The organism is Bacillus sp. ABP14 (assembly GCF_001831375.1).
In the GTDB taxonomy this organism is placed as follows: domain Bacteria; phylum Bacillota; class Bacilli; order Bacillales; family Bacillaceae_G; genus Bacillus_A; species Bacillus_A paranthracis.
This window is the reverse complement of the sequence record NZ_CP017016.1, coordinates 586,320-609,587: the sequence shown is the minus strand read 5'-3', so window position 1 is coordinate 609,587 and position 23,268 is coordinate 586,320. Positions and strand designations below refer to the sequence as shown.

Below are 23,268 nucleotides of genomic sequence, written 5' to 3'. Positions count from 1 at the left end.
AAAAAATGATGAAATCCGATATGAACAAAGATACTCGAGCCAAAAAAGGACGCTCAAAGAAAAAACGCCTACTTTGGTTCCTGCTTATTCCATTACTGGTTGTAGCACTTGGAGCCGGAGGCTATTCCTTCCATATATACAGTAAAGCAAAGTCTGTGTTAAGTAATGCCTATTCTGAACTGGGCCGTGGGGATAAATCCAGCAAACGTGAAAAAGCCGTTAAACCTATGACTGATAACATTTCTGTACTCATTATGGGAGTTGATGAAAGTGAAATCAGGGACAAAAATTACGGAAAAGCAACTCGTACAGATGCACTATTACTTGCCACAATTAATAAAAACGATAAATCTGTTAAGCTTGTCAGTATTCCACGTGATTCACGTGTATACATTAAATCACGTGATAAATACGATAAAATTACACATGCGCACGTATTCGGTGGTGTAGATAGCACGATTGATACGGTAGAGAACTTTTTAGATGTTCCAGTTGATTACTATGTAAAATTCAACTTTAAATCCTTTATCAAAATTGTCGATTCCCTTGGTGGAATTACTGTAGATGTTCCAGTGGAGTTCACAGAACAAAATAGTAAAGATGAAGCAGATGCTGTTCACCTTAAAAAGGGACGTCAACATTTAAATGGAGAGGAAGCACTGGCACTAGCAAGAACTCGTCATATCGATAGTGATTATATGCGCGGTCAACGACAACAACTTGTTTTAGAAGCTATCGCTCAAAAAGCACTATCACTTAATTCCATTAATAAGATCGGTGGTCTATTAGACGCTGTCGATAAAGACTTAAAAACAAATTTAACTTTTGATGATATGATGACAATTGCAAAAAATTCAATGGATTCCAATTTAAAAATGGACAAAATGCAAGTAGAAGGTACTGATAAATATATAGGTGGTATTTATTATTACGTTCCAAACGAAAAAAGCATCAATACGATTTCGACAACACTACAAGAACATCTCGGTGTTACGAATAAAAATGAACATAAAAAATTATAATAAAAAGGCTGCTAGAACTTTCTAGACAGCCTTTTTATTATAATTTTCAACATATTTTTCATACACATTGTGACAAAAAGAGACAATTATTACAACAGTGTAACATTTTTTATAAAAACATTACGCACATAGTGAAAATAATAGTATACTAGTACGTACATAATGTTATTTTCATCATTTTTATACAAAAAATGTAATACATATATTTATACAAAAATTTCTGGGGGGAAATACATGAAGCTAAGTAAAATACTGATCGGTTCTGCAATTGCTGGAGGCATATTACTTTGTGTTGGCGGTGTTGGCGGATATCAATATGTATCCAAACTAAATAATCAATTAGATACTACTGCATTACCCAATACTACATTTGAAGGTATTTCTCTCGATGGAAAAAATAAAAAAGATATTCAAGCTATTATTAATCAAAAAATCACTGAATTAGATCAAAAATCACTTACGTACATATTCCAAAACGATAAACAAACTTACACATGGAAAGATTTAGGGATAAATTATAAAGAAAAAGATATTATCGACAAAATCTTTAAAGAACAAGAAGGCAACGCAATAAATCGTTATAAAATGCGGAAACAAGCTGAGAACGGTGAATTAAAACGTGCCTATAAATTAACACCTCAATTAAATACAACTGCTTATAAAAGCTTTATGAAGGATAAATATAATGAAACATTAAAAAATCCCGTTAATGCTGAATTAAATATTGAAGGCACTACAGTAAATATTAGCCAGAGCCAAAATGGAGAAAAAATCGATAAAGAAAAGTTAACTGATTTAACGCGGCAAGCCATTACTTCTGGCACATCTGACGTTACATTACCCGTTACACTATTAAAGCCTGAACGTTCTACAGAAGATATACAGAAAATGGGGATTAAAGAAGTAATTGCTGAATATTCAACTCCAATGGCTGGCCGTAATGGGAATCAATCCTTTAACGTAAATAAGTCAGCTAATACTTTAAGTGGAGTGATTGTCGCACCTGATGAAACATTTAGTTTTAATGGCCGCGTTGGCGTAACGGATGCTGCTCATGGTTATAAATCCGCAGCTGTATATTCACAAGGGAAAGTTATACAAAGTGCAGGCGGAGGCGTTTGCCAAGTGAGTAGTACTTTATATAGCGCAGCTTTAAGAGCAGATTTAGGAATTGTTTCTCGAAGCAATCATTCTATGCCCGTAAATTATTTACCACTTGGGCAAGATGCAGCAGTAGCAGATTATGGTCCAGATTTAAAATTTAAAAACAATACAGGCAATCATATTTATATTCAAGCATTTTCAAATGGAGGTAGTATTACTACACGTATTTTCGGCACAAATACTGGTAAAAATGTTGAAGTTTCTTCTCAAGTAATTAGTAGGACTAATGATAAAATAACAGCAGTTACATATAAAAAAGTTACACAAAACGGTGAAGTAATATCTAATGGGCAAATTTCAAAAAGCGTATATAAAAGCGCTCCAAAACAATAAGACACTATTAAACGAACAAATTCCAAAAAGAAAAGGCGTGAATAAGTCACGCCTTTTTCTTTTGCAATAATACTAAAAAGGTTGTAAGGTGGTCTTTCGTTTCTTCTAACGACCACATACGATTTCCTTGCTTCGCAGCTAGTACGCACGCCTCTTCCCAAGCATCCTTTTTCTTCATATATAATAATTCATCACGTAATTTCAAAACAATTTCTTCGTCTTCTTGCTCTATAAACTCTTCCATCACGCCTACTATTTCATCTTCATGGATACTTAACGTACAATACGATTTGAAAAAATATTGTAATGTCGTATACATATTTACTCCCCCTTCTTATTTATCAGATGGATAAGAAGTAATGATCTTATATCCTAAATCTCCTGACTTATCTCTCGCTAAAACAGTAACAGTTTTGACTAACTTGTCTTTTACATTCATATTTTTCTTTATTACCGTTTTTCCAACCGGGAATGAATGTGTTGTATTTAATACGAGACGAGCCTCTTTAGAATTTTTTAACCAATCTTGAATTTCCTTATCATGCTGCTTCAAACTATCTTTTACAGCTTTCGTCGCTGTTTCCTTGTCATAGTATGTACTTGCTGCTGATACTTTATCTGTCTTCAAGCGATTCTTCAAATCCTCTTCTGATTTGCCTACATGTCTTTCAATCGTATGACCATTTTTAGGTGGCCCTTCCATTTCATCTAAAATATTATCACTAATTTTTTCTACTGATGTCGATTGATTCCCTGTTTGTTTCTCTGTTTTTTGTTCTTTTCCTGCACATCCACTTAAGATTAACATGAGTGCCAATAAACTACTCACGAAAAGACTACTTATTCGTTTCATCATATCACCTCTTTCATGATTATTATCGTAACTTCACTAAAAGTCAATTTCACACCGAAAAAACATATACATTTTTCAAATTCCTCATCTATTTTTCATAAAACCGCTATTTTTGACCTTTTATAAATATACCCCTATATTTTTATAATTATTTCCCGATTTTAAATACCTATAAAAACACCAAATAAAGCCTTTAAACAAAGGGTTTATTTGGTGTTTTTTAAGTCACTGAAATATACCCCTTATCACACATACCCAATACCTATACAAGGTATATTAATGGTGTTTTATCAACGTTTTCTACATTATGTAAATTTGCACTTGCCTATACAATGGAAATATGGTGTAATGCAAAAAAAGATAAAGGATTTTAAACAATGGCTGAAACAATTCAAAACTTCTTAACAGACTATTATTCAATCGCAATTCCACTTAGTATCTTAATCAACATAGTCATTAGTCTTTTAGGTGTTATCCCTAGTATTTTTTTGACCGCTATTAACATACAGCTCTTTGGTGTAGCAAATGGAACTATTATTTCGATCGCTGGTGAGGCATTAGGGGCTATTATCTCGTTTTATATTTATCGTATAGGTCTTCAGAAATTCACTCACAGCAAAGTAAATAAGTATCCAAAGGTAGAACACCTACTTTATGTAGAAGGTAGAGAGGCCTTTCTACTCGTCCTATCGTTCCGCCTCATTCCTTTCATTCCGTCTAGTATCGTGACTTTATTTGCAGCTCTAGGCAAAATGTCATTACTATCCTTCAGTATTGCCAGTACAATAGGTAAAATACCGGCATTATTAATCGAGGTATATTCTGCTTATCATGTCATGAACGGAACAAATGAAGCGAAGTGGATTGTTACAATCGCAGGTTGCATTGGGTTGTATTATTTGTGGAAAAAATGGAGAAAAAAATAAAGAAGGAGCCTATGCTCCTTCTTTATTTTTGAGGTATTTTATTAATAGCTATCCTCTAAAACCTTAGTTGATACCAACAGCACTAAATGATTGCTTAACTGCTGCTACTTCTGCAGAATTCGCACCATATAAATCAGCTGCAGCTTGTACCGCACCAGCACGCGCTTGACTAAATGTAGTAGATTGCGTGAAATATTGTGTGTTTGCACGGTAATAGATTGCACCTAGCTTATCTTTACCGATACCAGTTACAGTTACACCGTAATGTGTACCGCCATTTGCTAATAAATAAGCTTGTTTATTAATAATGCCACTGTTTGTATGAACCCCACCGTTATCACTTGAACCCGTGTAACGCTTAGAATAATGATCTGGGTCACCATACTTTGTAGGGTCACTCATAGAACGAAGCGCATCTCCCGCTTTACCAGGTGTGTAAATATCTTCACCAATCTCCCAATCTGGGTTACGGTTATCATAGAATTCTACTAAAGTACCAAAAATATCAGAAATCGCTTCATTTAAAGCTCCTGATTCATTTTGATAAATTAAATTAGAACTATTTTCCGTAACTGCATGCGTTAATTCGTGACCAATTACATCAATTCCACCAGATAATGAAGTGAACGTTACACCATCACCATCTCCGTATACCATTTGTGATCCGTTCCAGAATGCATTATTATAATTACTTCCGTAATGAACTGTTGATTTTAACGGTGCTCCTGCATCATTAATAGAATTTCTATTAAATGTAGCTTTATAGTAATCATATGTTTTACCTGCATAGTAATGAGCATCTACTGCTGCTGCATCATACGCTGCATTGAAAACATTATCTGCATCTGCCCATAATGTTCCTGGTAATGTTGAGCGGTTTTTCGCATCATATGTGAAAATTGTTGCTCCGCGTGTATTATCTTGTAAATAGTAAGATGAACCAGATAATGTTGTATTAAGCGACTTCGTATCTCCTAATACCCCTTTACCAGTTCCTACTTTATTTGTTCCTGTTACAGGCTTTACAACTGCTTTTGCATCTTGCTTAGGAGCCTCTTGTTTAACTGGTGACTTATCATCATTTGTCACATGATCGATTGTATTAAACTTATTTAATACTTTACCGCTTTCTGCCTCAATGAAATAGTAGTAGTTTCCTGGACTTGGATCTAAGAAGTTTAAATTCACAACATATGCGTATGTTGTATCTTCACCATTTTGATATACATATAAGTCCGCTTTTGGTTCTACCTCATATTTAGGTGTAATCCCTAAATCTTTTTGCGCAATTTCAATTGCTTTTGCGCCTTCAATCTTATTTTTATTTTTCAGCTTGTCTTTTTTATCTAAATCAGCCGCAACTGTTCCAGACAATACTTTTAAAGAGCCATCTTTACTCACATGAGCTACTTGCGTAGAACCCCATACAGGTACTCCTTCATATACTTGTTGCAAACGTACTACTGTTGAATCAGTTACAGCATCTTTCTTCACTTGTTTCACTTTGAAAGAATCTTGCGCACTCTTTTCCCCTAACTTGTAATCACCTTTTGCTGCGTTTAAGTAATCAAACACAACAGATTCTGCTTTCTTACCAGTTGCTCCAGTTAGATCCCCAGAAATAAACTCCGGTGACTGTACTGTCTCATTGTACTTCTTCGTAGAGAGCACATTTTTAGAATCTGCAAATGCAGAGCCTGTCCCTCCAAACGTTGTAACTGCCATTCCTGTCGCTAACACTAACGCTAAACTTTTCTTTTTCATGAACCTTCCCCCTAATAAATTATTTTTTGAAAAAGAGTAGTTTCATATTAGCATTATGTTTCCACTATTAATATACTAAAAATTCAATTAATTTTTTTCTCAAGTTTTGTAGAATTTTGAGGAACAAATATTGAAAAAACCCCTTTCCGGTTGGAAAGGGGTTTTTAATTATGAATTAATTTGTTGAACTGTTTTAGCTTCTTGACCAAGAGTATCTGGCTTCCATGCATACTGAATATCCAATACCACCGCCGCAATCGCCATAACTACAAATGTTCCTGCAATTAACTTTTTCATATTATTTCTCCTCCTTACTCTTCTAATAAATTTATCGCTAACTTATAGTAGCGATTACTTTCTTTAAAATCTGAACATTCTTCTAAGTATTCAGCTAGTTCTAAGTATATTTTCTTTAAATCTTTTATATTTTCCTCTGCTTTAAAGAAAGGAACTACTTCTATTTCTAGAAATTTTTTATAAACATCCCTTTCTTCAAAATGCTTGTATCGTAAACTTAATAATAAATATAGCATCCCTTTATATCTATCATCTTTTCTTGCAGCAATGATGCCTTTTTCAATCCATTTAGCCGCTTCCTCAATTTCTCCTAATTGAATACACTGTAACGAAAGCTCATACATAGCATCAATATAGTTCATATCCTCTTCTTTTTTATACTTTAGGCATTCTATATAGTACTCTTTTGCCTTAGTATAATTTTTTTGACGATAATACAGGTAACCAATATTATTCAAAGCAATAGATAGAATATTATCTTTATCAGCAAAAGAAGTCGCTTCCCTTATGATATGATTATAAATTTCCATAGCTTCGTTATATTGTTTTTTTCTAGTGTAACTAAAAGCAATTAAAAACTTGCAATTAATTATATTTCTGAATTTATATTCACTTTTAAAGCCTTCTAATGCCACGTTAGCAAAGTATAATGTCATGTGGTCTATTTCCATCTGACTATAAGTTAGCGCTAAATTATAATATATTCCTGTTTCATAATAACCTAACTCTTTCGCCATCGCTTCTGTCTTTAACAAGTATTCCAATGCCTGTGTATATTTGTACTGCACAGAATATAACAATGCCTTATTATACGTATATAACATCTTCTGGAAAGGTGAGTATTTCTTATACACCTTTTTCAACTTATCCAATTCTTCCTCTACAGCAGGTAAATCTCGCTTCATCATTAAATACCGCGTATAAAGTAACTTATAATAATTTATAATTTCAAAATCCAAAACATGCTTCATTTCACCTTGCAGCTCTTCATATATGCGTTCTACTTGTGGCTTGTCCAAATGAACTAATGCATTCAACCATTCATCCAGCTTCACCTTCACATCTTCTTCTACATCTCTCAAATCCGTCACGGCAATTTCTAATCTTGCGCAGAGCAATTGTAGAATCTCTTCTGATGCTTCGATCTTTCCATTTTCGATTTTACTTAAGTATGAGACAGAACAAATGCCCTGACATAATTCTTCTTGTGTCATTTTTTGCTGTAGCCGTTTGTAAAAGACTTGTTTGCCTATTTTTTCTAATGTTTGTTGCATTGTCCTCCTCCATTCTCATTTACCCCCATTACTTTAATAATACATAAAATCTTGAGAAATATAAATTGATAAATGTTAATTTTCTAAAAAATATGCATTATTTCATTTTTTTCCCTCTTGACTACACCTTCATATCCATTCTTTGCTACAAGCGGTGAAAAATTGGTATACTATAACCAAATTATGGAGGTGGTTTCGCGATGACTTATTATAAAGACGATAGCTATGCCTTACATACAGATTTATATCAAATTAATATGGCTTATACATATTGGAAAGATGGTATTCATAACCGCCGCTCGGTGTTTGATTTATACTTTCGAAAACTTCCATTCGAGAACGGTTATGCTGTTTTTGCTGGCCTTGAAAAAATTGTAGAGTACATAGAAAACTTCAGCTTTACCGAAAGCGATATCGCTTATTTAGCAGAATTACAATTTGAAGAAGAATTTCTTCAGTATTTACAAAATATGAAATTCACTGGGACGATTCGAAGTATGCAAGAAGGTGAAGTTGTCTTTAATAACGAGCCTTTATTACGTGTCGATGCACCGCTCGGCGAAGCACAAATTATTGAAACCGCCCTGTTAAACATTGTGAATTACCAAACATTAATTGCAACGAAAGCAGCTCGTATGAAGCACGCTGCAAATAACGATGAACTTTTAGAGTTCGGCACAAGACGTGCCCACGAGTTCGATGCAGCCCTTTGGGGTACACGTGCTGCCTTTATCGGTGGTTTCTCATCTACGAGTAACGTACGGGCTGGGAAACGCTTCGGAATACCTGTAGCCGGCACACATGCACACTCTTTCGTTCAAGCATACCGTGATGAATATGTTGCTTTCAAAAAATATGCTGAGACACATAAAAAATGCGTCTTTCTCGTTGATACATATGACACATTAAAATCTGGTGTTCCAAATGCAATTCGCGTGGCAAAAGAGTTCGGGGATCGCATCGATTTTTACGGAATTCGCCTCGATAGTGGTGATATGGCTTATTTATCTAAAAAGGCAAGAAAACTACTAGATGAAGCCGGGTTTACAAATACAAAAATTATTGCTTCTAGCGATTTAGATGAATACACCATTATGCATTTAAAATCTCAAGGAGCAAAAATTGATGTATGGGGCGTTGGAACAAAATTGATTACGTCCTTTGAGCAACCAGCATTAGGGGCTGTTTATAAACTCGTTGCGATTGAAGATACTGATGGAAAGTTAAATGATACAATTAAAATTTCATCTAACCCGGAAAAAATCACTACTCCAGGACTGAAACGAATTTATCGCATTATCAACCGAGTTAATGATCATGCAGAAGGCGATTATATTGCATTAGATTGTGAAGAACCAGGAAAAGAAGAACGCTTAAAAATGTTTCACCCTGTTCACACGTATATAAGTAAATTTGTAACAAACTTTGAAGCGCGCGAACTGCATAAAGACATTTTCGTTAACGGTGAAAGAACATATGAACTACCTGACATATTGGATATTCAAAAATACAATGAACAGAGTCTCGCGTTATTTTGGGAAGAGTATATGCGAACTTTAAATCCTGAAGAGTACCCTGTCGATTTAAGTCAAGAATGCTGGGATCATAAAATGAATTACATTCAAACTGTTCGAGAACAAGTTGAAAAAAATATACAAAAATAAAACAGAGAAGTTGCTCCTTCTCTGTTTTCTTCAATGCTATATATCTTTGTAAAAAATATATTAAAATAACAAGACAAATATTTTTTATTTGTAAATTTTAATATTACGTTATTTATTTTCGAAATAATATTTGTTATTATTTTATTGAGTCAATTTCAACAGAATAACCTAAAAAGGAGGACGCAGGTTGCGTCCTCTTTTTTATCCCGCATTAACGGGCAGTAAGACCCCCCACCTCAAAATTCAGCAAAAGCAAGGGCGTTAGATGGGGGATCAACTGTCCGTAAAAGCCCGATTGGTGAAGGCTAATAATCAGCGGGGGATGAAACCCCCCACTGATTAAAGTTTCACTTTATAAATCTTTCACTCGTAGTACACGCATTGCATTTAACACTGCCAGTAGTGTTACACCAACATCTGAGAAAACAGCTTCCCACATTGTTGCAATACCGAAAGCACCAAGTAGTAAAACTAATCCTTTTACCCCTAATGCAAAGATAATATTTTGCCACACAATGCGTCGTGTACGTTTTGCAATGTTTACAGCTGTTGCAATTTTTGAAGGCTCATCAGTCATAATAACGATATCTGCCGCTTCAATTGCTGCATCTGATCCTAAACCACCCATCGCAATACCAACATCGGCTCTCGCTAATACCGGTGTATCATTAATACCATCACCAACGAAAGCAACTTTTTCTTTTCCATGCTTTGCTGCATCAATTTTTTCAATCTCTTCTACTTTTTGTTGCGGTAATAGTTCTGCGTGAACTTCATCTAAACCTAATTCTTTACCAACAGCTTCACCAACTGGTTTTGCATCACCAGTTAACATGACTGTCTTCTTAATACCTAGTTCTTTTAACTTTTGAATTGCTTGTTTTGAATCTTCTTTTACCTCATCAGAGATAACAATATAACCTGCATATTTTCCATCTACAGCAACGTGAACTAATGTACCTACTGTTTCTGGTTGCTTAAATGTAATGTTCTCTTTTCTCATTAATTTAGCATTACCTGCAAAAATTTCTTTTCCTTGTACTTTTACGACTGTACCGTGACCAGAAATTTCGTTATAATCATCGATCATTTTTTCATCAACTGATTTTCCATATGCATTTCGAATCGATTGTGCAATTGGATGGTTAGAATACACTTCAGCAAATGCTGCATACTCTAATAATTCTTCATTTGTAATACCTTCGCTCGGTTCCATTTTTGTAACTTTGAAGACACCTTTTGTTAATGTGCCTGTTTTATCAAAAACAATATATTTCACATCATTTAAAGCTTCTAAATAGTTACTCCCTTTTACTAACACACCACTTTTAGATGCACCACCGATACCTCCAAAGAATCCAAGAGGAATAGATACAACTAACGCACACGGACAAGAAATTACTAAGAACACTAAAGCTCTATAAATCCAATCCGAGAATGTAGCTCCTTCTAAAATAAGTGGTGGAATAAACGCCATGATCGCTGCTGTAATTACTACAACTGGAGTGTAGTAACGCGCGAACTTCGTAATAAAGTTTTCTGTTGGCGCTTTTTTACTGCTTGCATTTTGAACTAAATCTAAAATTTTTGATACAGTTGATTCACCAAATTCTTTTGTAACTTCAATTGTTAATACACCATTTTGGTTCACAAAACCACTTAATACATCATTTCCAATTTCAACTTCACGTGGTACAGATTCACCAGTCAATGCTGAAGTATCTACCATTGATGTTCCTTCAACTACTTTTCCGTCTAACGGTACTTTCTCACCAGGTTTCACGATAATATAATCGCCGATTTGTACATCTTCTGGTGATACTTGTTTCGTTTCATTTCCAATCTTTACATTCGCGTAATCAGGACGAATATCCATTAATGAAGTAATTGATTTTCGAGAACGGTTTACCGCAATACTTTGGAATAGTTCTCCTACTTGATAGAATAACATTACTGCAACCGCTTCTGGGTATTGTTGAATTGCGAAAGCTCCTAGTGTTGCAATTGCCATTAAGAAGTTCTCATCAAACACTTGGCCACGAGTTATGTTTCTTACTGCTCTCCAAACGATATCTCCACCAATTAATACATACGCAAAGACGAATAACGGAATTGTGATCATTTGTGGTAAGCCAGCTAATGCAGCAATTGCTGTCAAAATTCCGCCAACCACTAATCGTCCTACCATCTTTTTCACATTTGCTTCACCATGATCATGATCATGACTATGTCCATGGTCATGACCACCCTTTTCTTCACGAAGAACTTTCACATCTGGTTCTAACTTTTGAACGACATTTGTTATATTGGCTACAGTCGCTTCTAATTCTCTTTTATTCGCTACCTCAACTCGTAACTTCTTTGATACGAAATCAACAGTTGCTGTTGAAACAGTCGGCATTTCTTTCACTTTATTTTCAATCTTCATCGCACAATTTGCGCAATCTAAACCTTCTAATATAAATACTTCTTTTGCTACTTTTGTGCTTTTTTCTTCTTGCACTTTAATGTGCGGTTCTAATTTTGTAACGAGTTGTTTTGCTTCTGTAACAACTTCGTTTTCTTTATTTTGTTCTGTCTCTAAAACCATTGTTTTTGTTGCAAAATTTACAGAGCAAGAATTTACTCCTTCTATATTCCCAACGCCTTTTTCAATTTTCATTGCACAGTTTGCACAATCTAAACCTTCTAACATCAGTTTCTTTTTCACTAATGCTTCAGCCATCGTTCTCCCTCCTCGCGTTCTATTTATTCTTCCTCGTTTACGTGTTCAAACGCTTGCTCGAAGATATGAATTACGTGTTGGTCAGCTAACGAATAATAAACGACCTTTCCTTCTTTACGATTCTTTACAAGTTTCGCTTGCTTTAACACACGAAGCTGATGTGAAATAGATGATTGTGTCATTCCTAATAAATACGCTAAATCACAAACACACATTTCAGCTTCAAATAACGCATGTAATATTCTTGTACGTGTACGATCGCCTAATACTTTAAATAATTCTGCTACTTTACTTAAACTTTCATCCGTTGGAATTGTTTGTTTTACTTGATCAACAACTTCTTCATGAATTATCGTTTGAGAACATGTCTCTTGTGGTGTTTCTACTTTATTTCCAGCCATTATAGCTCACCTCTTTATTTGAACATATGAACAATCATTCATATATCTTATACCTTTATTATATGAGCGCCCATTCATATGTGTCAATGAAATCTCATACATTTTTTTGAACATTTCGTTCACATTTTAAAAAGATCTACACATATTTTCCGCATCCATTACATTCTCATACAAAAAAGAATATACACTTTACACAAAAGAAAAAGCCTTGCGCGTTCCCTAGACGCACAAGGCTTACTATACTTATATCCCTTTTAACTAAGCTTTTAATTAGCTTGTTCTAAATTATCCTGCGAACTTCCATCGTCTTTTAAATGACTATGCTTTTTCGAATAAACAAAGTATACAACTACTCCAATTGCTAACCAAATACCAAAGTAGATCCATGTTGTTAATGGTAGGTTAAACATTAAGAATAGACAACATGCGATTGAAATAAGCGGTAGCGTTGGTACAAGTGGTACCATAAAGCCACGTTTTAAGTTCGGATGTGTTTTACGAAGAATAATAACTGACACACCTACCATCGCAAATGTTAACAATGCTCCAATATTCGCTAAATTCGACAATTCTTTTAAATCGATAAATCCAGCAATTAAAGCACTACCAATACCTGTTAACCAAGTTGAGAATACTGGTGCTTCTGTCTTTTTATTAATTTTCGCAAATGATTTTGGTAATAAACCATCACGGCTCATCGCGAAGAATACACGTGTTGTTGCATAAATGTAAGCAAAGATTACAGCCATAATACCAATTACAGCTCCAACTGCGATTACACCCGCTACTTTATCTTGTCCTACAACTTCTAACACATATGCCATAGCTTCTGGTACATCTAATTCTTTATAAGAAACCATACCTGTCATAACGAGACATACTACAACATAAATAATTGTACAAATAACTAACGAAGCAATAATACCAATCGGTAAATCACGTTGTGGATTTTTTACTTCTTCAGCAGAAGTTGCTAATGCATCAAATCCTAAGAAAGCAAAGAATACTGCTGCTCCGCCGGCAAAGATTCCGCTAATACCGTATGGTGCAAATGGTGTCCAGTTTTCTGGTTGTACGTAGAACGCACCAACTGCAATGAATAAAATAACAATACCAATTTTAATTAATACCATTATGTTATTCACACGCTTACTTTCTTTCGTACCTCTTGATAGTAACCAAGTTAAAACTAATGTAATGACTACTGCTGGTAAATTCACGATCCCACCTTGTGATGGAATCTTTAACAACTCTGTTGGAATTTCTAATCCGAATCCACTCACTAAGTTATTAAAATAACCTGTCCATCCACCTGCTACTGCGGCAGTTGTTACGACATATACAGATAGTAATGTCCATCCCATTAGATGGGCAATAAACTCACCAATTGTCGCATATGAATATGTGTACACACTACCTGAAACCGGAAGTGTAGATGCAACTTCTGCATAACACAACGCTGCAAATCCACAAACAATCGCTGCAATCATGAATGAAAAGATAACTGCTGGACCAGCATCTCTTGCTGCTACTAATCCTGTTAATACTAGTACTCCTGTACCAATTATCGCACCAATCCCTAGCATTGTTAGGTCAAATGCCCCTAGCGTTTTCGTTAAAGTTTTACTTTTACTTTCCCCTAACAATTGCGTAACGGATTTCTTTTTAAATAGGTTGGCCACGATGTATGCCCCCTTTTGCCAAGAAGAGCTAAGAGATATTCACTCTTAGCTCTTATCATGTTGGTTTATATATTGTTCGATTTTGTTTTGTATAATGCTTGTATTAGCAAGATACTGTTTCTGCTTCTAATAATTCTTTAGCACCTTTGTACTCTACACCGTGAGCTTCTGCAACTGCTTCGAATGTTACATAGCCATCTAATGTGTTAATACCTTTTAGTAATGCAGAGTTGCCTAAGCAAGCTTCTTTGTAGCCTTTGTTAGCAATTTGTACTGCGTATGGTACTGTTACGTTTGTTAATGCAAGAGTTGATGTACGTGGAACCGCACCTGGCATGTTTGCAACTGCATAATGAACAACGCCGTGTTTTTCGTAAGTTGGGTTATCATGAGTTGTAATTCGGTCAGTTGTTTCGAAAATACCACCTTGGTCAATCGCGATATCTACAACAACAGAACCTGGTTCCATTGATTTAATCATTTCTTCTGTTACAAGTTTTGGCGCTTTTGCACCTGGGATTAATACTGCACCGATTACAAGATCAGACTCTTTTACAGCTTCTGCAATATTGTACGGATTAGACATTAAAGTTTTTACTTGGTTTCCGAAAATGTCATCTAATTGACGAAGACGTTCTGCACTTAAGTCGATGATTGTTACATCCGCACCTAGTCCAACTGCAATTTTAGCAGCATTTGTACCAGCTTGTCCACCACCGATGATTGTTACTTTACCACGTTTAACCCCTGGAACACCTGCAAGTAAAATTCCTTTACCGCCTTTGTTCTTCTCAAGGAATTGTGCACCAATTTGTGCAGCCATACGACCAGCTACTTCACTCATAGGTGCAAGTAATGGTAGAGAACGGTTTTCTAATTGTACTGTTTCATATGCAATAGAAACAACTTTCTTTTCGATTAATGCTTTTGTTAATTCTGGTTCTGGAGCTAAGTGTAAGTATGTGAATAAAATTAAACCTTCGCTGAAGTGTTTGTATTCGCTTTCAATTGGTTCCTTAACTTTCATAACCATTTCCATGTTCCAAGCTTCTTCAGCTGTATCAACAATTTTCGCTCCTGCTTCAACATACTGAGCATCTGTGAAACCAGATCCTAAACCTGCACCCTTTTGAATGAATACTTCGTGATTGTTACGAATTAAATGTACAACACCTGCTGGTGTCATTGCCACACGGTTTTCGTTGTTTTTAATTTCTGCTGGTACCCCAATACGCATAATGAAATGCCCCCTTATAATTAACAGAAAAAAGAAAGTCTTTTTTCTTTTTGTAATAATTAATAACTTATGTCCTTATTCTAGCATAACTTAAAAGTTATGAAAACGCTAACATACTACATTTTTAAAGTTTATATATTTAGAATAGTGTAAATATATAAAACATTGATTCTATTAGCCTCTTTGTTCCATCTCATTATCTATCACTCTATTTTTATTATACTCCTTTAAAATAAGCAGCAATCATTTATTATTCGACAATAATGTAACAATGTAAGAAATACCAATGATGCCGTATACATATTCAGTTATTAATTTACACAATACTTTAGAGATATATTCTTTTTGTAAAAAAAACAGCTGCAGGCATTTAGCCAGCAGCTGGGTAACTTATAAATAACTTGGAAAATAAATCATCTGTTGTTTCCGTAATTTTATCAAACAGATCACTTTCTTCCGCTTCTTGCTCTTTTAACATCTTAATTGTTTCACGTGCCGATTCAGGGTAATCGGTAATGATACCATCTACGTTTAACTTATAATATCCCTTTAAACTTTCCATATCATTTACTGTCCATACGTAAATTGGCTTGTTTAACTTCTTTGCTTCTCTTACTAACTTCTTATTTAACATATATTCTTCCGCTACATAAAAATCAGCTTTCACATTCTTTAAGTTAGCTCTACTTGCATATAGTATATATCCGACTTTTATATCTGAATTTGCACGCTTAAACTCTTTAATAAGCGGGTAATGTAACGTTTGAATAACACATTGCTTCTCAAATTCATTATCTTTAATCGTTTTTAATACTTTGTTTACAAAGTCTTTTTCGCCCCCATGAAGCTTCACTTCAATATTGAGTTTGATTTTACCCTTTGCCAACTTAATGATTTCATCCAGCGTACTGATTTGTCCTGAAAAACCATCTTGACTAAGGGTAAGCTGCCTTAACTCTTCCATCGTTAAATCCGAAACATGAACATTAGCATTGGCAAGACGTTTCAACTTCAAATCATGTATAACTGCTAGTTCACCGTCTTTCGTTTGTAGTACATCAATTTCAGCGTAGTCTGCTTTCGCATCAATAGCTCCCTGCACAGCTTCTTTCGTATTTTCTACACCTTTTGAAATATAACCGCGATGAGCCATAATAATCGGTTCTTTATATGTATTTGTAATAAAGGTCACAATGAAAGCAACAACCATTCCCGCCGTAATAATTCCTACAATATATACACCAATAAATTTCCAACGATGTTTTTGGAAGAAACATTTATCTGCCTTCGTCTTTGAATAATCTAATCCTTCTTCTAATAAAACATCTTCGACTGGGACCTTTTGTAAATACAATCTTGTTAACGCCATAATATAGAACGGCGTCATAATAAAGCTAAATAGATACAATGTACTTGTTAGGAAAACTGAAATAGTTGACTCTGCTAGTAGTGCAAATGTCCCTTCTGGGTTTGTAAATTCATATACTCCCCACAGACAAAGTAAATAAACTCCTACACATAAAAGAAAAACAATTCCTACAGATATGAAAAAACCTACTAAAAAGAACAAAACTTTAAAGAAGCTTTCTTTTACTAAGTTTGCGCTTTTGCGTGCTGCCGTACGGAACGGCTTCTCCTCTAAAACGATAATAGGTAAAACAAAAATCCAACGAAGGTTCAAATAGGCAACTACAGCAAAGAAAGTATAATATCCAACTTGCCCCATTGTTGTCTTAAATAGTTCACCTGTAATAAAATTAGGAATTTGAATTTCAGGAATCAATGCAGATTTATATCCCATACTTAATAGTGGTAATAGTACAACTGCATACAAAACAAAGCCAGGTAAGCAATATGTAAACAGAGAAGGTAAATACGTTACTGTTTTATATAAAATTGGACGTAATCTCACCTTTTGCCTTTTATGAGCGAAGTACGAAATGATAATAAGTACTGCAAACTCTGTAAAGATCAGGAACAATGCCAATATAGATAAAATTACGATCGCCAAAATTCCGTATGGTGTTTTCAAAAATGCTAATAACTCGTCATTTGTTGCGTTTGCATACCCACCAAAGTACAACAACTTATTGAAAATAATACCAAAAAGTGGGATAAACACAATCGCTGCTAACAATTTATAAGCAAGTTGGAATGTTAACACATTCCAAAAGGCAAATCTAACAGTTTGAAAGGAATGTCTCATTACTCCTGGTATAGATAGTCTTTTACGGTGTTGCATATATTCCTCCACATTCTAAAACGATATTTGAGATGGATTCCACATTTCCATTTCTAACCCATCCCTTTAATAATAATAATAATAATAATAATAATAATAATAATATATTCCGCTTAACATGAACACTCTTATACATACAATGAAAAAAGTGATGGCTACTTCCCATCACTTTTTCACTTACTCTATTTTTTCTCTAACCCTTGTCCAAATGCTTTCAAGAAGCTAAATCCGAATGTGATGGCTCTATTGATATCTGGATCTTTTAACACTTTAAAGAAGTCCATCACTTTTGTTTTTTTACCACTCTTTAATTCATCTGTTGCAAATTGCAATCCAGTGACTAAACTCGATGTGATTTGCTTTGTTACTTCTGGGTCAACTGAGGACAGTGCTTCCCCCGCCCCCATCATGTTGTTAAGTGCATTTTTAACTGGTTCACGATTTAATTGCTCCACAGCGATTTTTGAAACATCTTCCTTCGCAGCAAGTAAACTAATCGCCGCATCTAATATTCCAGCCTTCTGTAACTGCGCTAACAGCTGCATCGTTTCTTCTACTGCTTCACGATTATTAGATAGCTCATTTAGAAGTTCATTTGCTACTTGCTGTTTCTGTTCTTCCTCTGTTACAACTTTCTTTTTAATTAAAGTAATTTCTTTCGCCACTATCTCCGCCCCCTAGTCCACGAGTGATACGTATTGTTTTCTTTGCCATTTTTGCTCGATTTCAACACCATTTTGCGGATTACGCTTTTTATCTCGCGGGTTTGAAGATGGTAACGGACGATTTCCTTTTTCACGTAATACACGCATTTTCACCATCGTTTGTTTGTACGCCGGTGTACACGTATAAAGGTCTGTTGCCGTCCCAGTTAAAATATTGATCGCTTCTTCATTTATCGTTGCATGCATCGGTAAGTATAGCTCTTTCCCCGTTACACGCTCAGTAATAAGCGCTTGTACTTTAATTTTGCCAAATGGTGATGCTAATTCTACAAGACCACCATCTTTCACATTGCGCTCTATAGCAAGTTCAGGTGAAATTTCAACGAACACTTCAGATACTTTAGATAAAATACCAGCCGACTTATTCGTCATATTCCCTTCATGGAAATGTTCTAGCATACGTCCATTATTTAAAAGTAAATCATACTCATCTGACGCTACAACTGGTGGTACCCATTCATCTAATGATAAACGAGCTAGTTTATCTGGGAAGTTAAATCCGTTTACGTATAATAGCGGTGTATCACTACCATCATGACTACCCCAACATAAACTATTCCATCCTTCTAGACGATCGTACGTTGCTTGAGAGTATAACGGTGCAAGCGATGCGATTTCGTCCATAATTTCACTTGGACTTTCGTAATTCCAATCCCCGCCGAGTGCACGAGCAACTTTTTGTAAAATCCACCAATCCGGTTTTGAATCACCTAGTGGTTTTAATACTTCATATAATCTTTGAATACGTCGCTCTGTATTCGTAAACGTTCCTTCTTTTTCTAAGCTTGGTGCCGCTGGTAAAATAACATCAGCAAAACGAGCTGTTTTTGATAAGAACATATCTTGAACAACGAGGAAGTCTAAATTCGCTAAAATATGTTGCACATGGTTCGCATTGGAATCGACTAAAGCCATTTCTTCCCCCATGACATACATACCACGTAGTTTTCCTTCTTCTGCCGCAAGTAACATTGCGATATTATTTAATCCTGGTGCTTTCGGAATCGTTGTGCCGTATGCTTTTTCAAACTTAGCACGAAGCGTATCATCCGATACTGCTTGATAACCTGGAAGCCAGTTTGGTAATGTCGCCATATCACAAGCACCTTGTACGTTATTATGACCTCGTAATGGATATGCGCCTGCACCAGGACGACGATAGTTCCCCGTAACAAGCAGTAAATTTGAAATGGCAGCAGATGTTGTACTTCCTCCTGTATTTTGCGTTACACCCATTCCCCAAAGTATACAAGTTCCATCTGCTTCATATACCATACGAGCCATTTCTTTCAGGTTTTCTTTCGAAATTCCCGTAATTTCTTCTGTATAATCAAGCGTATACTTTTCTAACATTGTGCTATACTCATCAAAGTTCTTCACATTTTCAGCTATGAACTTTTTATCATGCCAATCTTGATCAATAATATATTTCGTAATACCAGCAAGCCATACGTAATCTGTACCTTGGCGCGGATGAATAAATAAATCCGCACGCTCTGCCATTTCATGTTTACGAAGATCTGCTACAATCAGTTTTTGCTCTTGTAATTTATGAGCACGTTTTACACGCGTCGCGAGTACAGGATGTCCTTCTGTTGGATTCGCACCAACGATAATGACAAGGCCTGCTTCAGCTATATCTTTCACTGTTCCAGCATCGCCGCCCATACCGACAGTTTTAAATAAACCATCAGTTGCTGGAGATTGGCAATAACGCGAGCAGTTATCTACATTATTTGTTCCATATATTTGACGAGCTAGTTTTTGCATAAGATAATTTTCTTCATTCGTTACTTTCGAAGAAGAAATAAATCCAAATGCATCGCTTCCGTATTCTGATTTAATATGTTGCATGTTAGAAGCCACAACTTCTAATGCTTCTTCCCATGAAGCTTCAACAAACATATCTCCTTGGCGAATTAATGGCTTCGTAATTCGATCTTCACTATTTACAAAGTCCCATCCAAATTTACCTTTTACACATGTGGAAATGCCATTAACCGGTGCATCAGAAACAGGTTGCACTTTTAATATATGGCGATCTTTCGTCCATACTTCGAATGAACAACCGACACCACAAAATGTACAAACAGTTTTTGTTTTATTCACTTTCGTCTTACGCATCGCAGCCTCTACTTCTGAAACTGCTAAAATACTACTATATCCAGGCTCTACATCCTTTACAAAATCAATCATCGGATCTAACACATCTGATTTTAATCCTGTCATGAATCCAGCTTCACCTAACATTGATTTTTCCATTAACGCATTACATGGACATACTGTTACACACTGCCCACAACTTACACAAGATGAATCATTTATACTTACACCATGATCCCATATAACACGAGGACGATCTAAGCTCCAGTCTATCGATATCGTTTCATTAACCTGTAGGTTTTGACATACTTCTACACACTGTCCACAAGCAATACATTGATTTGGATCATACCGATAAAACGGATGTGACATATCCACTTCACAAGCACTTACTTTCGGCTCATACGGATATTTCTGTTCTTCAATTCCCATCATATGTACTGTATTATGAACCTTACAATTACCGTTATTGTTATCACATACGGTACAATACAATAAATGATTCTCTAATATTCGATCCATCGCCTCAGTCTGCGCCTCTTTCGCACGCTGTGACTTTCTTTCAATATGCATACCGTTCTCTAATTTCGTTGAACAAGCACGCATTAACTTCCCATCTACTTCTACAATACACGTATCACAAGTTTGAATTGGATCTACTTCTGGTACATGACAAATTTGAGGATGTTCCAAATTACTCTCGTTAAATAATTGTAGTATCGTCTTTTCACCTGATGCTGAAAATTCTTTACCATCTACGGTTACACGGACTGTCTGTTCTGCCATAGTTTCCCCTCTCCTTACAACCAACTGTACAACACATTTATGAATCCGTTTTCATAAATGGATTACTGTACATATTTTTGAAACGCCCTGCTCAAATACTTTTCTTATGAAGTCGATTCTAGATGTTTATAAGGTATCAATACGAAAGCTTGAAAATTTCACTATTCTACATTTCTATTATATCGTATATATACAATAATAACCAAAATAATCTGATACCTTCCTTCTAATAGATGTTTTTATTTTTTCAATGTTTTATGATGAATGTGGGAGAAAATACATATAAAAGGGGAATTTCATATGGGGCCTACGCAAGAGAGTTATACAATTGTACGCTATTACTCTGGTACATTTTCAAAACAAACTGATGAGATTGTTACAGAATCTCCTATTACTATTAAATTAAATGGAGAAGAATATGTAACAGTCGTATGTACACCAAATTACATCGAAGATATGGTAATTGGTTTTTTAATTTCTGAGGGGATTATTTCTTCCTATAAAGATGTTGGAGAACTATGGGTTCAAAAAGATAACGGAATTGTCCATGTAACATCATCCAAAGTAAATCCGCTCTATCAAAATTTATATAATAAACGATACATCACTTCTTGCTGCGGAAAAGGTAGACAAGGTTTTATTTTCGCTAACGATGCCGCAAAAGCAAAAAATTTACATAATATACATGTGACAATTACTCCTGAAGAATGTTTTCACTTAATGAATACTTTACAACAATCTTCCACTACATTTCGCCAAACCGGCGGTGTTCACAATACCGCGCTATGTGATCGAAATAATATCCTTATATCAAGAATGGATATCGGAAGACATAATGCATTAGATAAAATATACGGCCATTGTTTGCGTAACGATATATCTGTCAAAGGAAAAATCATTGCATTTAGCGGGCGTATTTCATCCGAAATTTTACTCAAAGTTTCAAAAATCGGATGTGAAATTGTTCTATCTAAGTCCGCTCCAACAAAACTAGCATTGCAACTCGCCCATGATTTAGGCATTACAGTCGTAGGATTTATTAGAAATGAATCCTGCAATATTTACACACATCCACATCGAATTGATGGTTATCAATCGAATAACTAAAATAGCTCCTCGATTGAGGAGCTATTTTAGTTATAAAAATGTAATATATTAAACACTTGAATAGTTAATAAAGTTAATATATAATTTCATTACATATTAAAGCAAAATATTGTAGCATATATCTTTTCATTCTTTTACACATTAAAAGAGACTGCTAACAAAACGCATACACATTCTTATAAAAATAATGGATTTATTTTATTTAAAATCACCCAAGGAGGTTACAACGATGGAAATTCGCTTATTAACGACAGAGGACGCAGAAATATATTTAAAAGTTTGTATGGAAGGTTTAACGAAGAACCCGGAAGCTTTTAGCTCTTCTTATGAAGATGTTCTGAAACATGAGGATCCTGTAGCTGCTATGGCAAAACGATTAAGCAATCCGGATAAGTATACTCTAGGGGTCTTCAAAGATAACGATTTAATCGGCATTGCTACTTTAGAAACAAAGCCTTTCATTAAACAAGAACATAAAGCAAAAATCGGTTCCGTTTTTGTTTCCCCTAAAGCACGTGGCCTTGGAGCAGGACGAGCTCTTATTAAAGCAATTATTGAAAATGCCGATAAATTACATGTAGAACAACTTATGCTCGATGTTGTAGTTGGTAACGATGCAGCAAAAAAATTATATGAGTCATTAGGTTTCCAAACTTACGGCGTACAAGAGCGTTCATTAAAACATAACGGTCAATATTGGGACGAAGAACATATGGTTCTATTCTTAAATGATTAATACTTCAATCTAGTTTTCCAAAAGCATCTTTTTATTAAGAAAGATGCTTTTTTCATTACAACAATGTAATCTTCATGTCACCTTTATCGATCGTACCAAACCTTTCCATTCATTATACTAAAAATATAAAGTGAAACTTTACTCAGTGGGGAACTACATCCCACGCTGATCGCATGTACTTGATATGTAGAGGAGAATGTGACATGAAACAAAACAAACGAGCTATG

General features: G+C 35.2%; 18 protein-coding genes. 6 read left to right on the top strand and 12 right to left on the bottom strand.

Annotation, left to right across the window (positions count from 1 at the left end; genetic code table 11):
• Positions 1–5 precede the first annotated feature (5 nt).
• Together BGI23_RS03145 and BGI23_RS03140 are read left to right on the top strand one after the other, a co-directional pair.
• Positions 6–1,022: an LCP family protein gene (locus BGI23_RS03145; RefSeq protein ID WP_070805194.1), complete on the top strand. Its 1,017-nt coding sequence runs from the start codon at positions 6–8 to the stop codon at positions 1,020–1,022.
• 234 nt (positions 1,023–1,256) lie between these two features.
• Positions 1,257–2,519 carry a VanW family protein gene (locus BGI23_RS03140; protein ID WP_070805193.1) on the top strand — a complete coding sequence of 421 codons (1,263 nt, stop codon included), beginning with the start codon at positions 1,257–1,259 and terminating at the stop codon, positions 2,517–2,519.
• 46 nt (positions 2,520–2,565) lie between these two features.
• Here the strand turns inward: BGI23_RS03140 and BGI23_RS03135 are convergent, their stop codons facing one another.
• Entirely contained in the window at positions 2,566–2,838 is a 273-nt protein-coding gene (locus tag BGI23_RS03135; RefSeq protein ID WP_070805192.1) for a hypothetical protein, read from the bottom strand.
• 15 nt (positions 2,839–2,853) lie between these two features.
• Positions 2,854–3,372 carry an RNase A-like domain-containing lipoprotein gene (locus BGI23_RS03130; protein WP_070805191.1) on the bottom strand — a complete coding sequence of 173 codons (519 nt, stop codon included), beginning with the start codon at positions 3,370–3,372 and terminating at the stop codon, positions 2,854–2,856.
• Between the two features lie 377 nt (positions 3,373–3,749).
• Between BGI23_RS03130 and BGI23_RS03120 the strand changes: the two genes are divergently transcribed.
• The gene (locus BGI23_RS03120; RefSeq protein WP_070805189.1) at positions 3,750–4,298 is read left to right on the top strand and encodes a TVP38/TMEM64 family protein; all 549 of its coding nucleotides are present in this window, start codon (positions 3,750–3,752) and stop codon (positions 4,296–4,298) included.
• 63 nt (positions 4,299–4,361) lie between these two features.
• On the opposite strand, the gene BGI23_RS03115 is transcribed toward BGI23_RS03120, so the two are convergent.
• The 3 genes from BGI23_RS03115 to BGI23_RS03110 all read right to left on the bottom strand — a co-directional run bounded on the left by BGI23_RS03115 (position 4,362) and on the right by BGI23_RS03110 (position 7,633).
• Positions 4,362–6,062: a M4 family metallopeptidase gene (locus tag BGI23_RS03115; protein WP_070805188.1), complete on the bottom strand. Its 1,701-nt coding sequence runs from the start codon at positions 6,060–6,062 to the stop codon at positions 4,362–4,364.
• A gap of 168 nt (positions 6,063–6,230) precedes the next feature.
• The gene (locus tag BGI23_RS28080; protein ID WP_000733137.1) at positions 6,231–6,359 is read right to left on the bottom strand and encodes an NprX family peptide pheromone; all 129 of its coding nucleotides are present in this window, start codon (positions 6,357–6,359) and stop codon (positions 6,231–6,233) included.
• A 14-nt stretch (positions 6,360–6,373) separates the two neighbouring features.
• On the bottom strand, positions 6,374–7,633 hold the full coding sequence (locus BGI23_RS03110; RefSeq protein ID WP_070805187.1) for a helix-turn-helix transcriptional regulator: 1,260 nt from the start codon (positions 7,631–7,633) through the stop codon (positions 6,374–6,376).
• Between the two features lie 200 nt (positions 7,634–7,833).
• Here BGI23_RS03110 and BGI23_RS03105 point away from each other — a divergent pair, with 200 nt between their 5' ends.
• A complete protein-coding gene (locus BGI23_RS03105) occupies positions 7,834–9,297 on the top strand; it encodes a nicotinate phosphoribosyltransferase (RefSeq protein ID WP_000222900.1) in 1,464 nt (487 codons plus the stop codon).
• Between the two features lie 352 nt (positions 9,298–9,649).
• Here the strand turns inward: BGI23_RS03105 and BGI23_RS03100 are convergent, their stop codons facing one another.
• The 7 genes from BGI23_RS03100 to fdhF all read right to left on the bottom strand — a co-directional run bounded on the left by BGI23_RS03100 (position 9,650) and on the right by fdhF (position 21,198).
• The gene (locus tag BGI23_RS03100) at positions 9,650–12,022 is read right to left on the bottom strand and encodes a heavy metal translocating P-type ATPase (RefSeq protein ID WP_070805186.1); all 2,373 of its coding nucleotides are present in this window, start codon (positions 12,020–12,022) and stop codon (positions 9,650–9,652) included.
• Positions 12,023–12,045: 23 nt separating this feature from the next.
• Positions 12,046–12,423 (bottom strand): ArsR/SmtB family transcription factor, encoded by a 378-nt coding sequence (locus BGI23_RS03095; RefSeq protein ID WP_000918377.1) that lies wholly within the window; start codon positions 12,421–12,423, stop codon positions 12,046–12,048.
• 266 nt (positions 12,424–12,689) lie between these two features.
• Entirely contained in the window at positions 12,690–14,105 is a 1,416-nt protein-coding gene (locus BGI23_RS03090; RefSeq protein WP_001284877.1) for an amino acid permease, read from the bottom strand.
• Positions 14,106–14,208: 103 nt separating this feature from the next.
• A complete protein-coding gene (gene ald, locus BGI23_RS03085; protein WP_001219742.1) occupies positions 14,209–15,342 on the bottom strand; it encodes an alanine dehydrogenase in 1,134 nt (377 codons plus the stop codon).
• A gap of 370 nt (positions 15,343–15,712) precedes the next feature.
• Positions 15,713–17,584 carry a glycerophosphoryl diester phosphodiesterase membrane domain-containing protein gene (locus tag BGI23_RS03080; RefSeq protein WP_070805185.1) on the bottom strand — a complete coding sequence of 624 codons (1,872 nt, stop codon included), beginning with the start codon at positions 17,582–17,584 and terminating at the stop codon, positions 15,713–15,715.
• Positions 17,585–17,766: 182 nt separating this feature from the next.
• Positions 17,767–18,249 (bottom strand): helical membrane plugin domain-containing protein, encoded by a 483-nt coding sequence (locus BGI23_RS03070; protein ID WP_044791413.1) that lies wholly within the window; start codon positions 18,247–18,249, stop codon positions 17,767–17,769.
• A 12-nt stretch (positions 18,250–18,261) separates the two neighbouring features.
• Complete coding sequence (gene fdhF, locus BGI23_RS03065; RefSeq protein WP_070805183.1) at positions 18,262–21,198, bottom strand: formate dehydrogenase subunit alpha; 2,937 nt, start codon at positions 21,196–21,198, stop codon at positions 18,262–18,264.
• Positions 21,199–21,498: 300 nt separating this feature from the next.
• On the opposite strand from fdhF, the gene fdhD reads away from it, so the two are divergent.
• Both fdhD and BGI23_RS03055 read left to right on the top strand, forming a co-directional pair.
• Entirely contained in the window at positions 21,499–22,305 is an 807-nt protein-coding gene (gene fdhD / locus BGI23_RS03060) for a formate dehydrogenase accessory sulfurtransferase FdhD (RefSeq protein ID WP_070805182.1), read from the top strand.
• A gap of 229 nt (positions 22,306–22,534) precedes the next feature.
• Positions 22,535–23,041, top strand: coding sequence for a GNAT family N-acetyltransferase (locus tag BGI23_RS03055; RefSeq protein ID WP_000405875.1), 507 nt, complete (start codon positions 22,535–22,537; stop codon positions 23,039–23,041).
• Positions 23,042–23,268: the final 227 nt, after the last annotated feature.

Excerpts from the sequence above, each read along its gene's own strand:
- BGI23_RS28080 (WP_000733137.1), bottom strand. The coding sequence starts at position 6,359 with ATGAAAAAGTTAATTGCAGGAACATTTGTAGTTATGGCGATTGCGGCG.
- BGI23_RS03145 (WP_070805194.1), top strand. The coding sequence starts at position 6 with ATGATGAAATCCGATATGAACAAAGATACTCGAGCCAAAAAAGGACGC.
- BGI23_RS03135 (WP_070805192.1), bottom strand. The coding sequence starts at position 2,838 with ATGTATACGACATTACAATATTTTTTCAAATCGTATTGTACGTTAAGT.
- BGI23_RS03110 (WP_070805187.1), bottom strand. The coding sequence starts at position 7,633 with ATGCAACAAACATTAGAAAAAATAGGCAAACAAGTCTTTTACAAACGG.
- fdhF (WP_070805183.1), bottom strand. The coding sequence starts at position 21,198 with ATGGCAGAACAGACAGTCCGTGTAACCGTAGATGGTAAAGAATTTTCA.
- BGI23_RS03130 (WP_070805191.1), bottom strand. The coding sequence starts at position 3,372 with ATGAAACGAATAAGTAGTCTTTTCGTGAGTAGTTTATTGGCACTCATG.
- BGI23_RS03095 (WP_000918377.1), bottom strand. The coding sequence starts at position 12,423 with ATGGCTGGAAATAAAGTAGAAACACCACAAGAGACATGTTCTCAAACG.
- BGI23_RS03100 (WP_070805186.1), bottom strand. The coding sequence starts at position 12,022 with ATGGCTGAAGCATTAGTGAAAAAGAAACTGATGTTAGAAGGTTTAGAT.
- BGI23_RS03115 (WP_070805188.1), bottom strand. The coding sequence starts at position 6,062 with ATGAAAAAGAAAAGTTTAGCGTTAGTGTTAGCGACAGGAATGGCAGTT.
- BGI23_RS03120 (WP_070805189.1), top strand. The coding sequence starts at position 3,750 with ATGGCTGAAACAATTCAAAACTTCTTAACAGACTATTATTCAATCGCA.
- BGI23_RS03105 (WP_000222900.1), top strand. The coding sequence starts at position 7,834 with ATGACTTATTATAAAGACGATAGCTATGCCTTACATACAGATTTATAT.
- BGI23_RS03055 (WP_000405875.1), top strand. The coding sequence starts at position 22,535 with ATGGAAATTCGCTTATTAACGACAGAGGACGCAGAAATATATTTAAAA.
- fdhD (WP_070805182.1), top strand. The coding sequence starts at position 21,499 with ATGGGGCCTACGCAAGAGAGTTATACAATTGTACGCTATTACTCTGGT.
- BGI23_RS03140 (WP_070805193.1), top strand. The coding sequence starts at position 1,257 with ATGAAGCTAAGTAAAATACTGATCGGTTCTGCAATTGCTGGAGGCATA.
- ald (WP_001219742.1), bottom strand. The coding sequence starts at position 15,342 with ATGCGTATTGGGGTACCAGCAGAAATTAAAAACAACGAAAACCGTGTG.
- BGI23_RS03080 (WP_070805185.1), bottom strand. The coding sequence starts at position 17,584 with ATGCAACACCGTAAAAGACTATCTATACCAGGAGTAATGAGACATTCC.